Raw genomic sequence first — 18,549 nt, 5'->3', positions numbered from 1 at the left:
AATTATTATTTTAATCCTAATCCCTAATACCCAATCCCCAGTCCCTTTTAATGCTTTGTCCCGTGTCCCAATTGTAGCAGTAGCTGTTTTTTGACGAAACTTTTGGCTAGTGCTAACTTGTCTGGGTAGTCTTGCCTGCAATGCTATACTGATTACCCAACTCGACATCTAGAACTATTTTCTGGAAATGCGCTCTAAATCTACAATAATGGAGATAAGGTTCGCCCTCACTGCTTATTAAGCTGCTCACCTAATTGTTACCGATTCTACATGTGGGAAAATTGGGTTAACCGGCAGTTCCTCCTAGTTAAAAATCAGATTCTAATGGCGTAAAATTACCTTCACTCTAGACAATCAAACACCTGTAGTTTCCACGCGACTTGACGGCAGCTGCTCCATTTGGGGAGACCCCAAGACCGCACTGCCTCCTCCACTTGGGGAAACCCCAAGACCCTTCGGGTTCGGCAGTCCCCCAGACCCTCGTTCGCTCTTAGCGTCTCCCCTTGGGAGAAGACTCGCTAACGCTGCGCTATCGACGGGAACCGCCAAGACGGGGGCTGCCTCACCGCAGTGGCTCCCCTGCATAGCGCTTTTGGGCAGTATGGATTCTCTAAACCCAGCTTCTCAAAAACCCGTCGCGTAATTAACTAGTGGGGCTAAATCTTAAAATTAGGCGTGCAATCTTAAGTTTGGTTAGGTGAAGAGACTTGAACGTAGGTGAATTCTGAGAGCATCGTGCAGTGAGAAGTTCGTAGATGCCCAGAACTGTTTGTGGGTAGGCTTCTTTCGCCTGGAACTGCCGGAGTAGTTTCCTACTCTTGCTAGGTTGGGCTTCCTTTACTTGAAACTTAGGAAGCCTTGGTTCTGGGCAATTCGTTTCCAGCTTGTTTCTGTAAGCCGTGAGGGTATTACAGGAATGAACCAGATTAAACAAAAAATGATGTTTTGACCAAAGGTCGGTTCACTGCATGGAATTTTCAATCGCTACACTCCTTGCCAATTTCACTGATGATAAATTGGTAGCTCGGAAGGTTTTAGAAAAGAAACTTGGCTGTGAAGATGAAAAAAGTTTACAAAAACTTCACATTGCCTTAGATGTTCTGGAAAAAATCAGTATTTTAGTGAAGGAACGGGGCAAGTATCGCCGCATTTCAGAAGAGGGAATAATCGAGGCAAAACTCCGTTGTTCTAGTAAAGGCTTTTGCTTTGCTATTCAAGATGTGGAAGGAGCCGAGGATATTTACATCCGCGAAAGTCATTTGAGTAATGCTTGGAATGGCGATCGCGTTTTGGTTAGAGTTCTTAAAGAAGGCAGCCGCCGCCGCTCTCCCGAAGGGGAGGTGAAGCTGATTCTCGAACGCTCTAACCACACGTTATTGGCACGAATCAAGCAGGTGGAAACTGGTTTTAGGGCTGTGCCTTTAGATGACCGATTGCTGTTTGAACTGAAGATCCAACCTAACGAGGCAAAGTTAGAAGAAGCGATCGATCACCTGGTTCATGTGGAAGTTTTGCGTTACCCGTTGGCACAATATCCTCCCCTTGGTCGAGTGGTACAAATCCTCGGTAGCGATGCCGAAGCTGCTGCTGATATAGATTTAGTTACGTGCAAACACGACCTTTCCCGGACTTTTCCCGATCATGTTCTCGAAGCCGCCGCTAAGTTACCCAAAAAACTACTCAAAGCAGACCTGAAAAATCGGCTGGATTTGCGTAATTTATTTACTCTCACCATTGAAGGGGTAAATGGTGACACTAAAGTTATAGAAAACGCTTTTAGTTTAGAAAAAAACTTAGCCGGAAATTGGCTTTTGGGCGTTCATATCACCGATGTTTCTCACTATGTCCAACCAGATGAAGCCCTAGATAGAGAAGCACTCAAACGGGGTAAATCAGTATATCTGGGAGAATTAGTGCTGCCAATTTTGCCCCCAATTGTGACAGAGCGTTGTTCTTTAGTCCCTGGAAGCGATCGCTTAACTATCTCTTTTTTAATTACCATCGATCCCAAATCTGGAGAAGTGTTGGAGTGGGAAATTCAACCCAGTGTAATTAATGTAGAGACAGCACTGAGTACCGAAGAAGCCCAAGCAATTCTCACTGGTGTTGCACAAGATAAATCATCACAGGTTTCTCAAATCCTGCAAGACCTGCAAGCCTTGCAAATAGCCGTCAAACAGGTACGATTGACTCGTGGTAGCCTCCAATTGAATCTGCCGCCCAGCCAAAACGCTTACTATGATGAAGGGATTCTTGGCGCTGTGGTGGTGAATGACTTACCAGTGCGATCGCTACTCACGGAGTTGGTACTGTTAGTTAATCAACTGGTAGCAACTCACTTAAATGCTCTTGGTGTTCCCGCTATCTGGAGAGTCCAAGGCACACCCGATGTCGAAGATGTTCAGGAAATGCTGAAATTGGCAGTCAATTTAGGCGTTGACCTGACGCTAGATCCAGAAGTTGATATCCAACCTTTAGATTATCAGCATTTGACCACAGCTTTTGCGGAATCTCCCTCTGAGCAAGTTCTTACTTACTTATTGCAAGATACTCTCAAGCCGTCGGCATACAGCACTACTAAAGGATCTCACTTTGGTCTGGCACTACCGCAATATGTCCACTTTAGTGCCCCTTTGCGGCGTTACCCAGATTTGCTGATGCAGAGAGTGTATTACACCCTACTCGAAAACGGACGCGATCGCCGCAATACCCGTGTCAGAGAGCGGGTTAACCTCCGCCACTCCTCCAGCCACGAGGAAATTAACTGGAACGTTTTACCCCCAGAATTGCAACAAGAACTGCAAAGCGATTTGACTAGGGTAATTGTTCAACTCAACGACCGAGAAAAAGAAGTCCAAGAAGCCGAAGCCGATTTAGCTGGACTGCAAAAAGCCCAACTAATGAAGCAACGCATTGGTCAGGTATTTCAAGGTGTGATTACCGGCGTTCAATCCTATGGTTTCTTTGTGGAAATTGAAGTCCCAGCCGCCGAAGTAGAGTCCAGCAGTAATCCTGGTGTACCTTTGCGGGTTGAAGGATTGGTACACGTCAGTTCTCTCAAAGACGATTGGTATGAATATCGCGCCAGACAACAGGCACTATTTGGGCGTAAAAATCGCGCTTCTTATAGACTAGGCGATCGCGTCGCCGTCCAAGTTAAGAGTGTCGATTACTACCGTCAGCAAATTGATTTGGTAACTGTCGGCAGCGATGGTGTACCCAAAAGTTCAATTGGCAATGGTTCTAATGAAGAGCTTTCAGACCTTTACTTACCAAGTGATATGGAGCCTGATGACCTAGATCCTTACTCGGAAGACGAGTAAAATCAACTAAAATCCCCGTGTCAAATAACACTAAGCCCCTAATTTTAGGCGTATCGGGCGCATCTGGTCTGATTTACGCTGTTCGCGCGATCAAATTTTTGCTAGAAGCCGATTATAGTATTGAATTGGTTGCCTCTAAATCTACTTACATGGTTTGGCAGTCAGAACAGGAAATTCGGATGCCACCAGAACCAACCGGGCAAGAACAATTTTGGCGAGAGCAAGCTGGAGTTGCCCTTTCAGGTAAACTCCGCTGCCATCCCTGGGGTGACGTTGGAGCCGGGATTGCTAGTGGTTCCTTTGCGACTCAAGGGATGATAATTATTCCATGCAGCATGAGCACAGTAGCAAAGCTGGCGGTTGGCTTGAGTTCCGATTTACTAGAACGGGCAGCAGATGTCCAACTTAAAGAAGGGCGAAAGTTGGTCATTGTCCCTCGGGAAACGCCTTTTAGCCTCATCCACCTGCGTAACTTAACCTCTTTAGCTGAAGTTGGAGTGAGAATTGTCCCCGCTATTCCCGCCTGGTATCATAATCCCCAAACCATCGAGGATTTAGTTGATTTTGTCGTTGCCCGTGCTTTAGATCAACTAGATATTGACTGCATCCCGATTCAGAGGTGGGAAGGTCGTCGCTAATGCCCCCAGTGGACTCATCGAAAATTTCACAATAGTCCTAAAAGGGTAATGATAGAGATGGCTGATAGTGTCAGTAGTCAGCGAACAGTAATTAGTGAAGAGTAATCAGGCTGATGACTGACAACTGACCGCTGACAACTAAGCACTGACAACTGACAACTGACAAAATTGCTATGGCTGTAATTCGCTTAATTCTATTGGTGGCAGTACTGGGAGGACTAACACTGTTGTTAGTCCAAAATTTCTCACCTGCCCTATCGCTAGTATTTTTGGGCGTGCGAACTCAACCATTACCACTAGCGATATGGATTTTGTTCAGTACTGCCACAGGTGCTTTCACATCTATATTGATTGCTACCTTGTTTAACTTATCCAATTATTTTGTGGCAGGACAACGCCAAACACCTGAACGCCGACGCACAACTTCATCGCGTGCAAAGGCAACCCAAAGAGAAGAATTTACATCTCGCCCTGCCAATCCTCCACCAGCTAGTAAGAAAGAAGAGTCTAGCGACGAGGTATTTGATGATTGGGAGACAAATGGCAGTAGAGATGATGATTGGAACTTTGATGAAAAATCAGAGGAAGCGCCTACTCGTAATCCTCAACCTCAGCCTGCTACAGACTCTAAGACTTACGAACGTCAATCAGAAGCCAAAAGCAGTTCTCAGTCTGGTTCAGTTTACTCCTATAGCTACCGCGAGCCTAAAAATACGGCTGCGGGAAAAACTGAATCGGTTTATGATGCCGATTACCGCGTAATCATTCCCCCTTATCAGCCGCCGACTACCAATCAAGCCGATGATGATGATTGGGAATTTTTTGATGATGATGAGGATTTTGAGGATGATGATAAACGCTCCCGTCGTTAAGACGTAGCGAGTCTACGTCTCTACTTGATGCCACACCGCTCTCTAGACTCCTGCTTGACTTTACCAGTCATGGCAGCTTCCTGCAAAGTCATGAAAGCATTAAAATCTTCCAAGTCATATCGGGTAGTCAACAGTTGTCGTAGTTGATTTTCAGCTTCCACTGTCAAATAGCCAGTTGCTAAAGCTGTTTGTACAACGTCACGAATTCGATTCATGGTTGACACCTCATTCATCATATATTTATTCATTCAGGCTTATTGGGGTGAAATATGCAGTAGTTTTTGTGTCAAAACTTCTTTATTTACAAATATTTGTCGAGCGATCGCTTCATATCAGTCATTATTTACACCTCTATCGAAACCATTTAATTGAAATAGCTAGTTATAACTAGATTTTTAGACTAATGATGCCGTGCTATTAAAAACACAGTATTGTGTATACTTAAAATTATCCACCAGAGTGAAAATTCGGATTATTTAGATAGACAGGAATTGTTTCGATAAAGTTTCAAACAAGCTATATTAATTTTTTCGTTAAGCATCGCGATTAATATACGGCAATTACCAGGTTACATGAGGATATTTGCTACATCCCTAAAAAAATCATCGTTGATTCTTTATAGTAATTTCACGGAATATTTGTTAAATCTGTATGAATCCGCTTTTATTTCTGAATTAATTTAGCGATCGAAGGCAAGAGGCAACGGAAACAAGGCTCTTTTTGTTGTACTGAGTTTTTTGAAAAATCAAATATTAGTTTAATATTGCTTGAGTTGTTTTAAAGACATTAACAACAGTAGTTAATCGATCTTAAATAGAAGATGAATTTGTTGAAAATAAATTTATCGGAGGTTTCTTTTGTGGTTATATTCCTGCGGAAATTACTAATGTCAGTATTGGAGAATCAATCAAGTGCATTAGCGCAGCCCAACCCAGGTATCGCTTGAATACGCACGGATGAGTCGTTGAGTTTATAATTGGAAACTGTGACTCAGAACTCAGAACTAATAATTGGAGCGAAGACAACTGGTGAGGAGCTTATTACAAGGAGTCAACCTATACTTAATTGGGATGATGGGCGTTGGTAAGACAACAGTAGGGCCCTTACTGGCAAAGCATCTGGGTTATGGGTTTATAGATATCGATGGTGTCATTGCTAAAGCAACCAGTAAATCTGTCAGTCAGTTATTTGCAGAAGTTGGTGAAGCGGGGTTCCGCCAGGTAGAAAGTGATGTGCTTTCACAAGTTTGTGCTTTTACAAAGTTGACCATAGCGACGGGTGGGGGAATTGTCCTGCGGCGAGAAAATTGGGGTTACTTACACCACGGTTTGATAGTGTGGCTAGATGTGCCAGTTGAACTCATTTACAGCCGTTTAGCTGAAGATACCACCAGACCACTGTTGCAAGATGCTGACCCCAAGGGGAAATTGCGATCGCTCCTCGAACAACGAACACCACTTTACTCTCAAGCCGATTTGCACATCACCGTGCAAGAGGGAGAAACACCCGAAGACATTGCCAACAGAATAATTGAGGTAATTCCTAGCGTACTGAAAAAACCTGTTTCTCATTTCATTAATGGGGAAGATTAAATATCTTCATAAGGCTTATTGTTACAGGTTACAAAGTCTTCTACACTGACTGAAATAGCTTTTAACTCTCAACGGCGGCTCCTCATGACGGTCAACGATTCTGAATACATCAGGCAAACTGAAGCCACTCGTGTACGTGTATTAAGCGAAGCACTACCTTATATTCAACAATTCGCCGGTCGCACTGTTGTTGTTAAATATGGTGGCGCAGCAATGAAAGATAGCACACTCAAAGACAAAGTGATGCGCGACATTGTATTCTTATCCTGCGTCGGCTTGCGGCCAATCGTAGTTCACGGCGGTGGCCCAGAAATTAACAGTTGGTTAGATAAGCTGGGCATCGAACCACAGTTTAAAAATGGTCTGCGAGTCACTGATGCCGCCACAATGGATGTGGTGGAAATGGTTTTAGTTGGTCGAGTTAACAAAGAAATTGTCGCCTTGATTAACCAAGCTGGTGGATTAGCTGTAGGGCTTTGCGGTAAAGACGGTAATCTATTTACAGCCCGTCCTCAAGGTCAAGAAGGCATCGGTTTTGTGGGAGAAGTCAGCAATGTTAACATCAAGATTTTAGAAACCCTCGCTAGCAATGGCTATATTCCGGTAGTGTCCAGCGTCGCCGCAGACGAGACAGGGCAAGCTTATAACATTAATGCCGATACCGTAGCGGGAGAAATCGCTGCTGCATTAGGAGCAGAAAAGTTAATTTTATTGACCGACACTAGTGGAATTTTAAAAGATTACAAAGACCAATCTACTTTGATCCCGAAAGTAGATATCCGCGAAGCCCGCGAGTTGATTGCTAATGGTATAGTCAGTGGTGGGATGATTCCTAAAGTCAGTTGTTGTGTGCGATCGCTTGCTCAAGGAGTCCGTGCAGCACATATAATTGATGGTCGCATTCCTCACGCCCTATTGCTAGAAATCTTTACTGATGTTGGGATTGGGACGATGATTCTCGGTTCGCAGTTCACATCATAGAAGTTAAGAGTGAGGAGTTTTCCGTTTTCCTGCTCCACACTCCCGACTCTACCAAGGATAAGTAATAATAACCCGCGAAGGTGCGGAGCAACTTGTCGTCAGACATCGCCCGCCGTTAAATGGTGTACGCTGCCATGAATTATTGATAATCACCGGATTAACTAGAGTTGAGTCTCTAATTGCTGGATTAATCGGCGGGGAATTTCTCACATTCTGCCTTATCTGGGGATAGGAATAATTAGGGTAATTAGTCCGTTGTGGTATTAGTCCCATTGTTGGATCTACAGGCATAGGTGTAGGAATCGGACTACCATAAATAAAGGAACCGACAGTAGGCAATCGCCTAACTCCATAAGCACCATCAATCACGATCGCACGCTGGGCGGAGGCTGGAGCAATACTTACGCCCATGACTGCTAAAGTCATACCTGCTAGGAGCCAATTCAGTTGCGAATGCTTGATTTTCAACATAATTTTGCTCGCCTACATTTGATACCAAAATTTTTAATCAGAAAATAGTTGCAGCTACATAGTTAAAATTTTAGAAGTTTATCCAATTTCAGATTGTCAGTCTTTGAAAAGATTCCAAAAAGATTGCTGGTGTTGGCAAAATTAAAACAGTGCTAATTTTTGTATAAGACGTGAGTGCAGAAAGTTTAGAAATTGCTAAAACCTTCTACCAGACGGGAAAAATTGCCTTTGAAAATGGGCGATACCGTGAAGCCGTAGAAAATTTAGAAAAGGCCAGCGCCCTTTTAGCTCGAAATTCTCGCCTTGGTGGTGAAGTAGAAATTTCTTTGGTGACAGCTTATGAAGCGGCTGGACGCACGGATGATGCGATCGCTCTTTGCGAAAGACTCAAACGCCATCCATATCTTGAAACCAGCAAACAAGCGCGACAGATGCTTTACATCTTAAAAGCACCAAAGCTGAAAAGACCCAGTGAATGGATGACCCAAATCCCCGATTTGGGCAAACTACCTGATAATGAACTCAAAATTTCTGTACCTGTTAAACCTACTAAATCTTCTGTGCAGCAGAAGCCTAAACCTACGGAGCCAGAATTTGTTGACCTCAGTCAGGTCAATACCAGAGATAATCGCTTTATCTGGGTGGCGCTAATTGCCATTGGTTTAACCATCTCGTACTTGGTTTGGTTGAATTTTTCAGGAACCCCTGGCTGATACCATGTTGACTTTTGGGAAAATTTATGGTTTCAACTTCTTCAATTTTCGGAAAGATTTTCTTGTGGTTCATCAGACCATTTAGTTTTGTATTCACACTGAATGGTCGAAATCGGATAAAGCACGTCTTTCCCAGGCGAAATCCTATTCTGTGGCTAGTGCTGTTAACATCACTGTTACTGACTGGCTGTGTTAAGTACGATGTGGGGCTGAACTTTGATAATTCAAATAGTGGCGAACTAGTACAGCATATTAAGTTAGGAGAACGGCTAACCAGTTTTAGTGGCGATTCTGTATACGAATGGTTAAACAGTATAGAACGCCGCGCCCGTCAATTAGAAGGTAAAACGCAGCGAGTTTCCCAAGAAGAAATCATCGTTACAATCCCTTTTAGTAGTGGTACGGAATTGCAAGAGAAGTTCAACGAATTTTTTAACCCCCGCGCAAATCAAACTTCTGAGTCTGTGCAGAGCAAATCTGACTCAGAACTGCCGAAAATCGAATCAAATGTCCTTTTGGAACAGAATTATTTTTTACTTTTAGTCCGAAATCGATTGATTTATGATTTGGATTTGCGATCGCTGTCTCTAATTGCCAGCAAAGGTAATGTTCTGGCTAATGCTGGTTCAATTCTCGACTTGGAATTTAGCTTGAAGACTCCTTGGGGAGCCAAAAATATTCAACTAACTGAAACTGCCATTGAACCAGAAAAAAATGGCAATCAACTGCTGTGGAAACTCCAGCCTGGTCAACTTAACCACATAGAAGCGGTTTTCTGGCTTCCCAGTCCTCTTGGTATTGGTGCGTTGTTAATTATCCTGTTTGTCTGGGGAGGATTGTACTTGAGATACAATTTCATGCCAGATCCCAGAATTCAGTTTCCTCCCAAAATAGCAGCTATTCAAGAACAGTAGACTATTCATCTGTTCAATATTGCCAGTTAAGCCGATGTATTCTCCATCGGCTTTTTTAGATCGACTTTGTGCAATTGGCTATACAGTATTAGCACATTTAGAAAAATTAGCGATCGCAAGCGGCGGAACTGCTTCATATCATGTCCGCTTGATTGCTTATTAAACCCGAATAACCCCACCCCCAACCCCTCCCCGCTTGCGGGGAGGGGTGTAATGACTGTGGTTAGCATAACTAACTTATGCGGACATGATATCACGAGTGTAGTATTGTCTATTTGATATACTCGTTTATCAACCGCTACTCGATATTTTGGTCGGAGTTGAGGAGCAATTAAATCTGCGATCGCAATAATTAATCGACATAAATCTGCTTGCGAATTTTAGTTGACATAATTCAAATTATATGATTTGGATATTTTTAGTAAGGTGCGATCGCTTCAGCGTTGCTTTCTTCCACTAGAAATACAATAGTTAATATCTCTCTCTTTCGGCTTCCCACCTTGCTACTGGCTGAATGATACAGTATGAGCGTTGCTAGAAACTGATGACTATGAGCGGTGAGATTGGCGAAAAACTGAAGGAAGCTAGTAGTGGCTTGTTAATGATGAGCGAGTCGGATTACCCTTTCGAGGTTGTTCAGTGGGAAGGTGCTGCACCTGCAACACAGGAGAAGATATTACAGCTAACAGGCTCTCAATACTTGCCAGTAGAAGTAGTAGACTTAGATTATCTCTTTCGTAATTGTGCATTTGAGCAAGAGTGGCACAATGAATTACAGAAAAAAGATGTTAAAAAATTTCAAACACTTGTCCAAACGCTTAAAGATAATCTTAGGAACATCAGCGTTTATCGTGTTGGACAAATAAATATTGACGCTTATATCATAGGAGAAACTAAAGACGGTGACTTAGCTGGAGTAGTAACAAAACTGGTTGAAACCTAGTAAGCGCATTGAGAATTTATTGAAAATAAAAGCCTAGTCATCTATGCCACTAGGCTTTCTCGTTTTTTAAATTATCCAACTTATAAATTATCGACTCGTGCTTCTATTACAGACTGAATAGATGTTGAAACTTGTGAGAGAAAATTGTATCCAGTTAGGGATTCTAATGAGTCAACGCTAACCCGATAGTTTCTCCAATTCGCTGTTCGTACCCCTTGGGTGTTGGGAATATTGACAGCAATGACTCTCGTGCTGGTTGTCACTCCAGCCAGACCAGAACCTGGAGTATCTAATACAACAATAATTTTCCAGGTTCTGTTAGGGACTTGAACCTTTCCATTAGCTATTGTATAGAACGTTCCATTAGAACCAGTACCGCCCATTCCATATCCACCAGAAATGATGTAGAGTTCTTTACCCTGTCCTACTAAAGTTCTGGCATAATCCTCTAGGGTTGCCCAAATTCCCTGATTGTTATCTGGGGCTTGAGCAATCATATTGCTCATTAAAAAGGTGGCAGAATTATTTGTAACGCTATTAGTCCGATCGGCACTAGGTGTCATGTGGCCGCGATCGAACCCACTTCCACTAAAATCGGTAGATTGAACTTGATAACACCCAGAAGGAAGTGTTGTATCAGCCCGAAAAGTATCTTGTCTTGATGTACTACCTAACCAACTACTATTCAACTGCCAAGACACCCAATTTGGTCTACCGATTCCGCAGTTGTAACCAATTACATATTGTGGTTTTACCAACAAGTAGTTATTTTGGTTAGAAGTTCCAGCGCTGCTGGGGTTGCCAAGTGTTAGGTGAACGCTTACTGATGACTGCGCTGGTACAATCTGTGCCAGCCCAATTATAAATAAAACCACCGTCACAAATGGCAGTAGAAACTTGAAAATCTTGGTTTTTTTCACGTTTTTGTACTTTTGATTACAAAAGCAGTGTCCAAGTTCTTCGTTTCAATATCAAGCATTCAGTGATACAAAAATAAAGATTTTTTAATGGTACGTATGTTGTGACAGAATACCGGAAATCTTTATTTAGCAAGAGTTACGAATCGAAAATCTACTTTTTTAATGCGCGATGGCTCGAACTTTTACATCTCTACACCAAGATTCAAACATCTCATCCAACTTATCCTTAGCAATTAACTCTGGTGCGATCGCCTAGGTGCAAAAATCTTTTCTCTATGTCGTAAAATTTTTACTGTAAAAAAAACAAATATTTTATTTCAAGCATGAATGAATCACAAACTTGGTATATTGTCAAACATTCTGCTGGTAATTGCGAAATCGTCCCCAGCGACAAAGTTGCGGACGAGAATCTAGAGATTCTAGAAAGTATAGAACAGTGGGGGCCTTTTAGTTCCGAAGGAGAAGCGATCGCTCGGCGTGTCGGACTTATTAGGGCTGGAAAGTGCCAACCAGTTTAAGGTAGGAGTAGAGACGCGATTAACCGCGTCTCTACTCCTAAATTTATTCTTAACAGTTCATTTTTCTGCTGTGGGTGTGCCCTTTGCAGCAATCTTTTTACCTATTACTTCCACTGCTTTCGCGAATTGTGGGTCTGCTAGGGTAGCAAGTTTGTCGCGCCCGTGCAGCCATAATTCCTGCATCTGCTCTTTGGTCAACTCTACCTTCACATCTGGATTAATGCCTTTATGATTAATATCTGTACCGTTGGGGGTATAGTAATGAGCAATTGTTACCGCCAATCCTGAGCCATCTTCCAAGGGACGTACCGATTGCACTAATCCCTTACCAAAGGTTTGAGTTCCAACCAAAGTAGCACGCTTGTTATCCTTCAAAGCTCCTGAAAGGATTTCACTCGCACTGGCTGAACCTTTATCTACCAGCACCACCAAAGGTTTATTCGTCAAGGCGCGTCCATTCGCCTCTTCTTTTTCTGCCTCTCCTTGGCGTTCAACGGTGGAGACAATCTTACCTTTATTTATCCACATTCGGGCAATGTCTACACTGGAGAACAGTAAGCCACCCGGATTACCACGGAGATCCAGAATATATCCAGCTACCTTTTTGCTTTCTAAATCCTTGATAGCAATTTGCATTTCTTTACCAGCATTAGCGCTGAACTGGTTCAAGCGAATGTAGCCAAGATTACCTGCTGGAGTTGACTTTTGGGAATATTTAACTGGATGAATTTCAATCCGCGCCCGTTTGATATTAAATTGTTTTGTCTGACCGTCGCGCTGAATCGTTAGGCTGACTTGCGTTCCTGCTTCACCTCGAATTAGGGATACTGCTTGATTCGTATCCATCCCCTTGGTACTTTTGTCGTTGATTTTGAGGATGACATCTTTTGCCAAAACACCAGCTTTAAATGCTGGTGTGTCTTCGATTGGCGCAATTACAACCAATTGCTTGGTTTTTTCATCCTGACTAATCGTGATCCCGATTCCTGTAAGTTCTCCAGAGGTATCCACTTGCATACTCTTAAATTCCTCTGGGTCCATAAATCGGGTGTATGGATCTTGTAGCTTTTTCAGCATTTCCCGAATGGACTTATATGCTTCCTGCTGATTACTGTAGGACTTGCTTAAATACTCCTTACGAACAGCCTGCCAATCTACCTGATTAAAAGTACCGTCTACATATTGGCGTTGAACAATTTGCCAAACTTCATCTACTAATTCTTTGGGACTTGCTTTAAATAAAGCCTGACCTCGCGAGTGAATGCCAAGGCTAGTAACTGCGATCGTGGAGAGTGTCACTGCCGTAGCACCCAAAACAAGCCTACTTTTTGTAATCACCATAATGACAGCTGCGTCAGAGGGAAAATATATAGTCAGTATGCTCAATCTAACACAGGCTACTACTGTACAGACTGAGTATGCATTCTTAATTTAAACAAAATACTTGACAATCTGGCGACATTAGTTGTTAATCAACACAAAAGTTTTAAGAATTGGGGATTGGGGAAGGTGGGGCCCCCTCTGGGGATAAGGGGTAATGGGGATTGGGTATTAATTTAGTTATTCTTTCTCTCCCTGCCCCCTGCTCCCCTTAAGGTTCTACCCAGCGTTCATCTGCCTTAATGAGGTTAATTAATTCCTCCACACCTCTGTCTTCTGGGACTTTTTTAATTTCTTCTCGACCACGATACAAGGAAATGTAACCAGGTGTTTTGCCAACATAACCATAGTCGGCATCTGCCATTTCACCGGGGCCGTTGACAATACAACCCATAACTGCGATGTCCAACCCAGTTAGATGTTTAGTGGCTTCCCGAACTTTGTGCAGAACTTCTTCTAGGTTAAACAAAGTGCGTCCACAAGAAGGACAAGCTACGTATTCCACCATCGTTTTTCGCAATCCCAAAGCTTGAAGAATGCTGTAGCAGACGGGAATCTCTTTTTCTGGTGCTTCTGTTAGTGAGACGCGAATTGTATCGCCAATGCCATCAGCAAGTAAGGTAGCAATACCAGCCGTAGATTTAATTCGCCCGTATTCGCCATCACCGGCTTCGGTAACGCCTAAATGTAGCGGATAATCCATACCCAGTTCATCCATTCGCTTGGCGATAAGGCGATAGGCGGCTAGCATCACAGGTACTCGTGAAGCTTTCATCGAAATTACCAAGTTGCGGAAATCCAAGGATTCACAGATGCGAATGAATTCTATGGCAGATTCCACCATTCCTTCTGGGGTGTCACCGTAGGTAAATAGCATTCTTTCGGCCAGGGAACCGTGATTTACCCCAATTCGCATCGATTTACCTTGGTCGCGCAAAGAAACTACTAGAGGTTCTAAGGTTTCACGGATTTTATCGCCAATTTCGTCAAATTCGTTTTTAGTATATTCAGTTCGATTGATGTTTGGCTTTTCAAATACATACAAGCCTGGATTAATTCGCACTTTTTCTATGTGCTTGGCGACTTCCACAGCGATTTTCAGCCCATTATGATGGACATCAGCCACAACTGGCACATCTTGGTAAGTTTTTATTAATTTTTGTTTAATTTCTGCTAAAGCTTTAGCATGAGCCATACTCGGCACTGTGACGCGGACAATTTCGCAGCCAATTTCGTGCAGACGACGAATACCAGCCACGGAACCATCAATATCAAGGGTGTCTTCGTTAATCATTGACTGCACTACAACGGGGTAGCCACCGCCAATGGTGATATTTCCCACCTTTACAGGACGGGTTTTGCGCCGCTTGATAGTTGTATCAAAGGTAGGTTGGCTGGATGTAGTATTTGAAGTGTCTACTATGGGCAGAGTTTGCATAACCTGATTAGGTAAATTTGCTGTGGGTAAAATATCAGATTTAATAAATCTCTGTTTCCCAGATTGCCACAGGTGGTGGCTCTTTTGGTGATTAGGTAGAAAAAAATCAATAACACAGCACAACAGATCAAGAGCGATCGCTTTTCTCTTGTGAATGGTAAGGAGCGATCGCCTTTGTAACTACCCAGAGTGCGATGTCTAACGACAAGCCGCTACGCGTCTACGCTTTTTTATTGTTGCTTTTGTGACTAAGCAGAGTGCGATCCCAATTTCTTACTTGAGTTAGCAAGACTTCAATAACCATCATTTTATAATAGAGTCAACCAGCATAAAGCGGAATTTATGAATGCCAAACAGAAAATAATTGAAGAGATAGAAAATGTACCAGAAGAAATTATATATGAGGTTCTGGACTTTTTACTTTTTTTGAAAGCCAAAGAAGATAAAGAAGATTTAGAAGATGCAAAAGCTGCATTAAGAGAAGCACAAGAGGTTGGTACGATTTCCTTAGGTGAACTCAAAAGGGAATTAGGTTTGTGAGTTACGAAGTAGAAATTGCTCCGGCTGCAAAAAGACAGATAAAAAAATTACCCTATGATGTTCAACAAAAAATAGTTGCTAAATTGGAAGAACTTGCTTTTGAGCCTCGTCCTGATGGTGTGAAAAAATTAGAAGGTTCTGATAATTTATATAGAGTCAGATTGGGAAAATATCGAATTATTTACGAAATACAAGATGGTTTCTTATTAGTCACAGTGGTCAAAGTAAAGCATCGTAGTGATGTTTATAGATTGTGAACAGCTAAAAATCGGGAGCATCCCAAATGTGCAAAAACGCCTTACCGCTTTCGCATTCTCATACACGATGCAACTGCGTTGGCGCAGCCCGCCACAGGTATCGCCTTTGTAACTACCCAGAGTGCGATCGCTTTAACCAGACTAAGCTGCGTTGCTCCTAGATTTACAGACACCAGATACTATCCGCTTTGACTATACCTCCGTATTCATGGAAAACATATTGACCAGATTCTAAACCAGTGGCATATTCCTCTAGCCAGTTGTGAAAACTTGAAGCGACGAGTTTTCTCTTGCCGTCATCGTGCCACATCTGAATAATTTGTCCAACTTTGCCACCTTTAGCAGGAGCTAAGTCTAGACAATCGTGATTGCCAGCACCGTCATAGGTTAGTGGTATCCATAACGGACTCCACCAATCTGTACCAATTCCTATTCCTGGTTCTGGCTGACTTTCACAACCATCGAAATTACCTCCATCTAGAAGTTCCTTCCAAACTTGCCATTCATCTTGAATACGTTCAAGAGATAGAAATTCTCGTCCATTAATCAGCCCATAATCGTAGCCTGATTGTCCATTATGGATACGGTAAGAACTCTTGACATCATTAGGAAACTGTATCAGCAGAGCGTCTTCTACTGCCTTTATCTGACTTTCTGATGCTCCAGGGTTCAATGTATCAAGAACTTGTGGAGTATTAGCTTTGAGCCAGAATTCTATTCTTGTCCAAATTTCCTGCATACTTGTAGCTGCCTTGAATATAAATATTTTCCCTTATGGTTGGTTTACAGATGAGTGGTTAGATCGACGATTGGCGATGTTGCGAAGTTTGGATGACAGCGATCGCTAAATTTAGGTTTTTGCAATACAAATATACTATTAAGTTTAGACTTGAGAAAATTTGAGGATTGAAATTGTAGATGTTATTACAGAATAAAAGCGGTTGTAATTATGAACACCCAAATAACACCCCAATTACCAATTCCCCCACACTTTAACCCTGAAGAAGTGGGCAAAGTCTGGCGCGTACCTTACCAAGAACGTGCCGCCGAAGCTGAAATCTGGGCAAAACAACACGACATCAAACCTGCATCTTTAGATAAAACCAGCATTTGCTTACTATTAATTGATGTCCAGAACACATTCTGCATCCCCGGATTTGAATTATTTGTAGGTGGAAAATCCGGTAATGCGGCGGTGGATGATAACGTCAGGTTATGTGAGTTTATTTATCGTAACTTGGGAGTAATTACAAAAATTGTACCTACTCTAGATACCCACACAGCAACGCAAATTTTCCATCCGATCTTTTGGGTGAACGCTGCGGGAGAACATCCCACTCCAGCCGCGACTAGCATTACCCCAGCAGATATTGAACAAGGTATTTGGAAAGTTAACCCAGCAGTTGCTAACAGTGTTACTAATGGGGATTATGAATTATTAGAAAAACACGCTTACCATTACCTTAAAAAACTTAGTCAAGATGGGAAATATCCCCTCACTGTTTGGCCTTATCATTCTATGTTGGGTGGTATTGGTCATGCTTTAGTTCCATCGGTAGAAGAAGCGATATTTTTCCACGGCATTGCGCGTCAGAGTCAAACGCAATTTGAAATCAAAGGTGAAAATCCTTTAACCGAAAACTACTCCATCTTACGTCCAGAGGTGTTAGAAGATTTTGAACAACGTCCACTTGCTCAAAAGAACACGCGCCTGATTAAACAACTTTTAGAATATGATGCAGTAATTATTGGCGGTCAAGCTAAAAGTCATTGCGTTGCTTGGACAATTGACGATTTATTAACAGAAATTAAACAGGTAGATACCACCCTTGCTCAAAAAATCTATCTGTTAGAAGATTCCACTTCCCCCGTTGTTGTCCCTGGTGTTGTGGACTACACAGAACAGGCAGAAGCAGCATTTAAAAGGTTTGCAGAGGCAGGAATGCACATCGTTAAATCTAGCGAAAATATAGCATTCTTTTTTTAACGCAAAGGTTTCGCAAAGGTTTCGCAAAGGTTTCGCAGAGATTTCCTTTGCGTTCCTCTGCGTTTAAAAACAAACCTCATTTCTTCAAATAACCCTTTGGATCTTCTGCTACCCAACCTAGAGATGAGCTAGAACGCACTTCAAAATGGAGATGCGGTTGAGTGGAACTTGGTTTTCCACTGGTACCTACTGTTCCTAGTAAGTCTCCTTTTTTTATTTGCTGACCGACAGTAACTTTGATGCTGTCAAGCTGGGCGTAGCGGCTTTGAAGTCCGCCACTGTGGTTAATGATGACTAACTTACCATAAGAGCCTTGGTCATTAGCAAAGGCTACAGTTCCAGGCGCGATCGCTAACACATTGCTACCAACTGGTGCTAATAAGTCAACACCGCTATGGAAGAAAACTTCACCTGTCGCAGGATTAATTTGCCACCCGTAAGCTAATCCCAGAGTTGCTACTTGTGCTAAAGGATATCCAGACAGAGATGCACGGTTTGGCGTACTGGCATCATTGAGTAAAGGGGCTTTAGTTATAACACCATTGGGCGACCAATTTACCCCCGGAACAAACACAATTCTGGGGTTTTGTTGGCAGCCATTCACCTCAAAAAGGCTATCAGCACGAACTTTGTATTGTGCTGCCACTTGTCGCCAAGTTTCACCACGAGGTACTTCAACTACAATCCCATTGTAGGGAGGAATTTGAAGCACACTACCAACGGCTGCGATTGCACCGTTCTGCAAAGCTGGATTCATGCCAATAATAGTTGTAGGAATGAGATTGTAGCGCTGCGCTATACTCTCTAAAGTTTCGCCACGGACAACTTTATGGCGTTGGAAGCGAGATAGGGCTGGAATCGGGCAACCACCTACAGCAGCATTAGCACTGTTCAAGTTTGGCAGTATGCTTACTAGGCCCAAGGCGCTAACTAAGCTACAGAGAAAAAGTTGACGAAAGGGTAAAGTCATGTATACAAGTCAATAGCGCATTAACTTTAGATTTTAGATGGAGAGTGCGAGAAGTGGGGAGATGAGAAAGCAGGGGACTGGGGACTGGGGAC

The 18,549-nt window shown here is 42.8% G+C and carries 20 protein-coding genes and 1 pseudogene; 13 read left to right on the top strand and 8 right to left on the bottom strand.

The annotated features are described in order from the left end of the window. The first annotated feature begins 968 nt into the window (after nucleotides 1–968). The 3 genes from CDG77_RS08885 (at nucleotide 969) to CDG77_RS08875 (ending at nucleotide 4,833) form a co-directional block, all read left to right on the top strand. Nucleotides 969–3,323 carry a ribonuclease R family protein gene (locus CDG77_RS08885; RefSeq protein WP_094329037.1) on the top strand — a complete coding sequence of 785 codons (2,355 nt, stop codon included), beginning with the start codon at nucleotides 969–971 and terminating at the stop codon, nucleotides 3,321–3,323. Nucleotides 3,324–3,340: 17 nt separating this feature from the next. Next, entirely contained in the window at nucleotides 3,341–3,961 is a 621-nt protein-coding gene (locus tag CDG77_RS08880; protein ID WP_094329036.1) for a flavin prenyltransferase UbiX, read from the top strand. A 173-nt stretch (nucleotides 3,962–4,134) separates the two neighbouring features. Beyond that, on the top strand, nucleotides 4,135–4,833 hold the full coding sequence (locus tag CDG77_RS08875; protein ID WP_094329035.1) for a hypothetical protein: 699 nt from the start codon (nucleotides 4,135–4,137) through the stop codon (nucleotides 4,831–4,833). 20 nt (nucleotides 4,834–4,853) lie between these two features. Here the strand turns inward: CDG77_RS08875 and CDG77_RS08870 are convergent, their stop codons facing one another. Beyond that, nucleotides 4,854–5,048 carry a hypothetical protein gene (locus tag CDG77_RS08870; protein WP_094329034.1) on the bottom strand — a complete coding sequence of 65 codons (195 nt, stop codon included), beginning with the start codon at nucleotides 5,046–5,048 and terminating at the stop codon, nucleotides 4,854–4,856. A gap of 813 nt (nucleotides 5,049–5,861) precedes the next feature. Here CDG77_RS08870 and CDG77_RS08865 point away from each other — a divergent pair. Both CDG77_RS08865 and argB read left to right on the top strand, forming a co-directional pair. Continuing rightward, nucleotides 5,862–6,425 (top strand): shikimate kinase, encoded by a 564-nt coding sequence (locus tag CDG77_RS08865; RefSeq protein WP_094329033.1) that lies wholly within the window; start codon nucleotides 5,862–5,864, stop codon nucleotides 6,423–6,425. An 84-nt stretch (nucleotides 6,426–6,509) separates the two neighbouring features. Next, nucleotides 6,510–7,406 (top strand): acetylglutamate kinase, encoded by an 897-nt coding sequence (argB, locus tag CDG77_RS08860; RefSeq protein WP_094329032.1) that lies wholly within the window; start codon nucleotides 6,510–6,512, stop codon nucleotides 7,404–7,406. Nucleotides 7,407–7,454: 48 nt separating this feature from the next. On the opposite strand, the gene CDG77_RS08855 is transcribed toward argB, so the two are convergent. Continuing rightward, nucleotides 7,455–7,877, bottom strand: coding sequence for a hypothetical protein (locus CDG77_RS08855; protein ID WP_094329031.1), 423 nt, complete (start codon nucleotides 7,875–7,877; stop codon nucleotides 7,455–7,457). Nucleotides 7,878–8,047: 170 nt separating this feature from the next. On the opposite strand from CDG77_RS08855, the gene CDG77_RS08850 reads away from it, so the two are divergent. Genes CDG77_RS08850 through CDG77_RS37415 form a run of 3 tightly spaced genes read left to right on the top strand, consistent with a single transcriptional unit; the run spans nucleotide 8,048 to nucleotide 9,667 of the window. Continuing rightward, entirely contained in the window at nucleotides 8,048–8,590 is a 543-nt protein-coding gene (locus tag CDG77_RS08850; protein WP_094329030.1) for a tetratricopeptide repeat protein, read from the top strand. A gap of 26 nt (nucleotides 8,591–8,616) precedes the next feature. Continuing rightward, nucleotides 8,617–9,504 carry a DUF3153 domain-containing protein gene (locus tag CDG77_RS08845; protein WP_094329029.1) on the top strand — a complete coding sequence of 296 codons (888 nt, stop codon included), beginning with the start codon at nucleotides 8,617–8,619 and terminating at the stop codon, nucleotides 9,502–9,504. A gap of 19 nt (nucleotides 9,505–9,523) precedes the next feature. Then, complete coding sequence (locus CDG77_RS37415) at nucleotides 9,524–9,667, top strand: hypothetical protein (RefSeq protein WP_223269747.1); 144 nt, start codon at nucleotides 9,524–9,526, stop codon at nucleotides 9,665–9,667. A gap of 82 nt (nucleotides 9,668–9,749) precedes the next feature. Here the strand turns inward: CDG77_RS37415 and CDG77_RS37410 are convergent. Continuing rightward, a pseudogene (locus tag CDG77_RS37410) lies at nucleotides 9,750–9,854 on the bottom strand (DUF4058 family protein); the annotation flags it as partial. A 200-nt stretch (nucleotides 9,855–10,054) separates the two neighbouring features. On the opposite strand from CDG77_RS37410, the gene CDG77_RS08840 reads away from it, so the two are divergent. Next, nucleotides 10,055–10,447, top strand: a complete 393-nt coding sequence (locus CDG77_RS08840) for a nuclease A inhibitor family protein (protein ID WP_181154305.1) — start codon at nucleotides 10,055–10,057, stop codon at nucleotides 10,445–10,447. An 80-nt stretch (nucleotides 10,448–10,527) separates the two neighbouring features. Here CDG77_RS08840 and CDG77_RS08835 read toward each other — a convergent pair whose 3' ends face one another. Further along, nucleotides 10,528–11,367 (bottom strand): DNA/RNA non-specific endonuclease, encoded by an 840-nt coding sequence (locus CDG77_RS08835; RefSeq protein WP_094329027.1) that lies wholly within the window; start codon nucleotides 11,365–11,367, stop codon nucleotides 10,528–10,530. A gap of 323 nt (nucleotides 11,368–11,690) precedes the next feature. Between CDG77_RS08835 and CDG77_RS08830 the strand changes: the two genes are divergently transcribed. Beyond that, nucleotides 11,691–11,885: a DDE transposase family protein gene (locus tag CDG77_RS08830; RefSeq protein ID WP_094329026.1), complete on the top strand. Its 195-nt coding sequence runs from the start codon at nucleotides 11,691–11,693 to the stop codon at nucleotides 11,883–11,885. A gap of 57 nt (nucleotides 11,886–11,942) precedes the next feature. Here CDG77_RS08830 and ctpC read toward each other — a convergent pair whose 3' ends face one another. Together ctpC and ispG are read right to left on the bottom strand one after the other, a co-directional pair. Further along, nucleotides 11,943–13,226, bottom strand: coding sequence for a carboxyl-terminal processing protease CtpC (gene ctpC, locus CDG77_RS08825; RefSeq protein WP_094329025.1), 1,284 nt, complete (start codon nucleotides 13,224–13,226; stop codon nucleotides 11,943–11,945). A 250-nt stretch (nucleotides 13,227–13,476) separates the two neighbouring features. Beyond that, nucleotides 13,477–14,703 carry a (E)-4-hydroxy-3-methylbut-2-enyl-diphosphate synthase gene (ispG, locus tag CDG77_RS08820; protein WP_094329024.1) on the bottom strand — a complete coding sequence of 409 codons (1,227 nt, stop codon included), beginning with the start codon at nucleotides 14,701–14,703 and terminating at the stop codon, nucleotides 13,477–13,479. Nucleotides 14,704–15,045: 342 nt separating this feature from the next. Between ispG and CDG77_RS08815 the strand changes: the two genes are divergently transcribed. Together CDG77_RS08815 and CDG77_RS08810 are read left to right on the top strand one after the other, a co-directional pair. Further along, complete coding sequence (locus CDG77_RS08815) at nucleotides 15,046–15,243, top strand: DUF2281 domain-containing protein (protein WP_094329023.1); 198 nt, start codon at nucleotides 15,046–15,048, stop codon at nucleotides 15,241–15,243. After that, nucleotides 15,240–15,500 carry a type II toxin-antitoxin system RelE family toxin gene (locus CDG77_RS08810; protein WP_094329022.1) on the top strand — a complete coding sequence of 87 codons (261 nt, stop codon included), beginning with the start codon at nucleotides 15,240–15,242 and terminating at the stop codon, nucleotides 15,498–15,500. The genes CDG77_RS08815 and CDG77_RS08810 overlap by 4 nt, the downstream gene beginning before the upstream one ends. Nucleotides 15,501–15,663: 163 nt before the next feature. On the opposite strand, the gene CDG77_RS08805 is transcribed toward CDG77_RS08810, so the two are convergent. Beyond that, nucleotides 15,664–16,239, bottom strand: a complete 576-nt coding sequence (locus tag CDG77_RS08805; RefSeq protein WP_094329021.1) for an SMI1/KNR4 family protein — start codon at nucleotides 16,237–16,239, stop codon at nucleotides 15,664–15,666. A gap of 210 nt (nucleotides 16,240–16,449) precedes the next feature. On the opposite strand from CDG77_RS08805, the gene CDG77_RS08800 reads away from it, so the two are divergent. Next, a complete protein-coding gene (locus CDG77_RS08800; protein WP_094329020.1) occupies nucleotides 16,450–17,487 on the top strand; it encodes an isochorismatase in 1,038 nt (345 codons plus the stop codon). Nucleotides 17,488–17,563: 76 nt separating this feature from the next. Here the strand turns inward: CDG77_RS08800 and CDG77_RS08795 are convergent, their stop codons facing one another. Then, the gene (locus CDG77_RS08795; protein ID WP_094329019.1) at nucleotides 17,564–18,457 is read right to left on the bottom strand and encodes a LysM peptidoglycan-binding domain-containing M23 family metallopeptidase; all 894 of its coding nucleotides are present in this window, start codon (nucleotides 18,455–18,457) and stop codon (nucleotides 17,564–17,566) included. Between the last annotated feature and the right edge of the window lie 92 nt (nucleotides 18,458–18,549).

The sequence above is a fragment of the Nostoc sp. 'Peltigera membranacea cyanobiont' 213 genome (assembly GCF_002245975.1).
In the GTDB taxonomy this organism is placed as follows: domain Bacteria; phylum Cyanobacteriota; class Cyanobacteriia; order Cyanobacteriales; family Nostocaceae; genus Nostoc.
The sequence above is the reverse complement of the archived record's forward strand: the minus strand, read 5'-3'. Positions and strand labels throughout refer to the sequence as shown.

Coding starts and splice junctions, on each gene's coding strand:
- CDG77_RS08795 (WP_094329019.1), bottom strand. CDS start 18,457: ATGACTTTACCCTTTCGTCAACTTTTTCTCTGTAGCTTAGTTAGCGCC.
- CDG77_RS08815 (WP_094329023.1), top strand. CDS start 15,046: ATGAATGCCAAACAGAAAATAATTGAAGAGATAGAAAATGTACCAGAA.
- CDG77_RS08845 (WP_094329029.1), top strand. CDS start 8,617: ATGGTTTCAACTTCTTCAATTTTCGGAAAGATTTTCTTGTGGTTCATC.
- ispG (WP_094329024.1), bottom strand. CDS start 14,703: ATGCAAACTCTGCCCATAGTAGACACTTCAAATACTACATCCAGCCAA.
- ctpC (WP_094329025.1), bottom strand. CDS start 13,226: ATGGTGATTACAAAAAGTAGGCTTGTTTTGGGTGCTACGGCAGTGACA.
- CDG77_RS08885 (WP_094329037.1), top strand. CDS start 969: ATGGAATTTTCAATCGCTACACTCCTTGCCAATTTCACTGATGATAAA.
- argB (WP_094329032.1), top strand. CDS start 6,510: ATGACGGTCAACGATTCTGAATACATCAGGCAAACTGAAGCCACTCGT.
- CDG77_RS08805 (WP_094329021.1), bottom strand. CDS start 16,239: ATGCAGGAAATTTGGACAAGAATAGAATTCTGGCTCAAAGCTAATACT.
- CDG77_RS08870 (WP_094329034.1), bottom strand. CDS start 5,048: ATGAATCGAATTCGTGACGTTGTACAAACAGCTTTAGCAACTGGCTAT.
- CDG77_RS08840 (WP_181154305.1), top strand. CDS start 10,055: ATGAGCGGTGAGATTGGCGAAAAACTGAAGGAAGCTAGTAGTGGCTTG.
- CDG77_RS08800 (WP_094329020.1), top strand. CDS start 16,450: ATGAACACCCAAATAACACCCCAATTACCAATTCCCCCACACTTTAAC.
- CDG77_RS08875 (WP_094329035.1), top strand. CDS start 4,135: ATGGCTGTAATTCGCTTAATTCTATTGGTGGCAGTACTGGGAGGACTA.
- CDG77_RS08830 (WP_094329026.1), top strand. CDS start 11,691: ATGAATGAATCACAAACTTGGTATATTGTCAAACATTCTGCTGGTAAT.
- CDG77_RS08855 (WP_094329031.1), bottom strand. CDS start 7,877: ATGTTGAAAATCAAGCATTCGCAACTGAATTGGCTCCTAGCAGGTATG.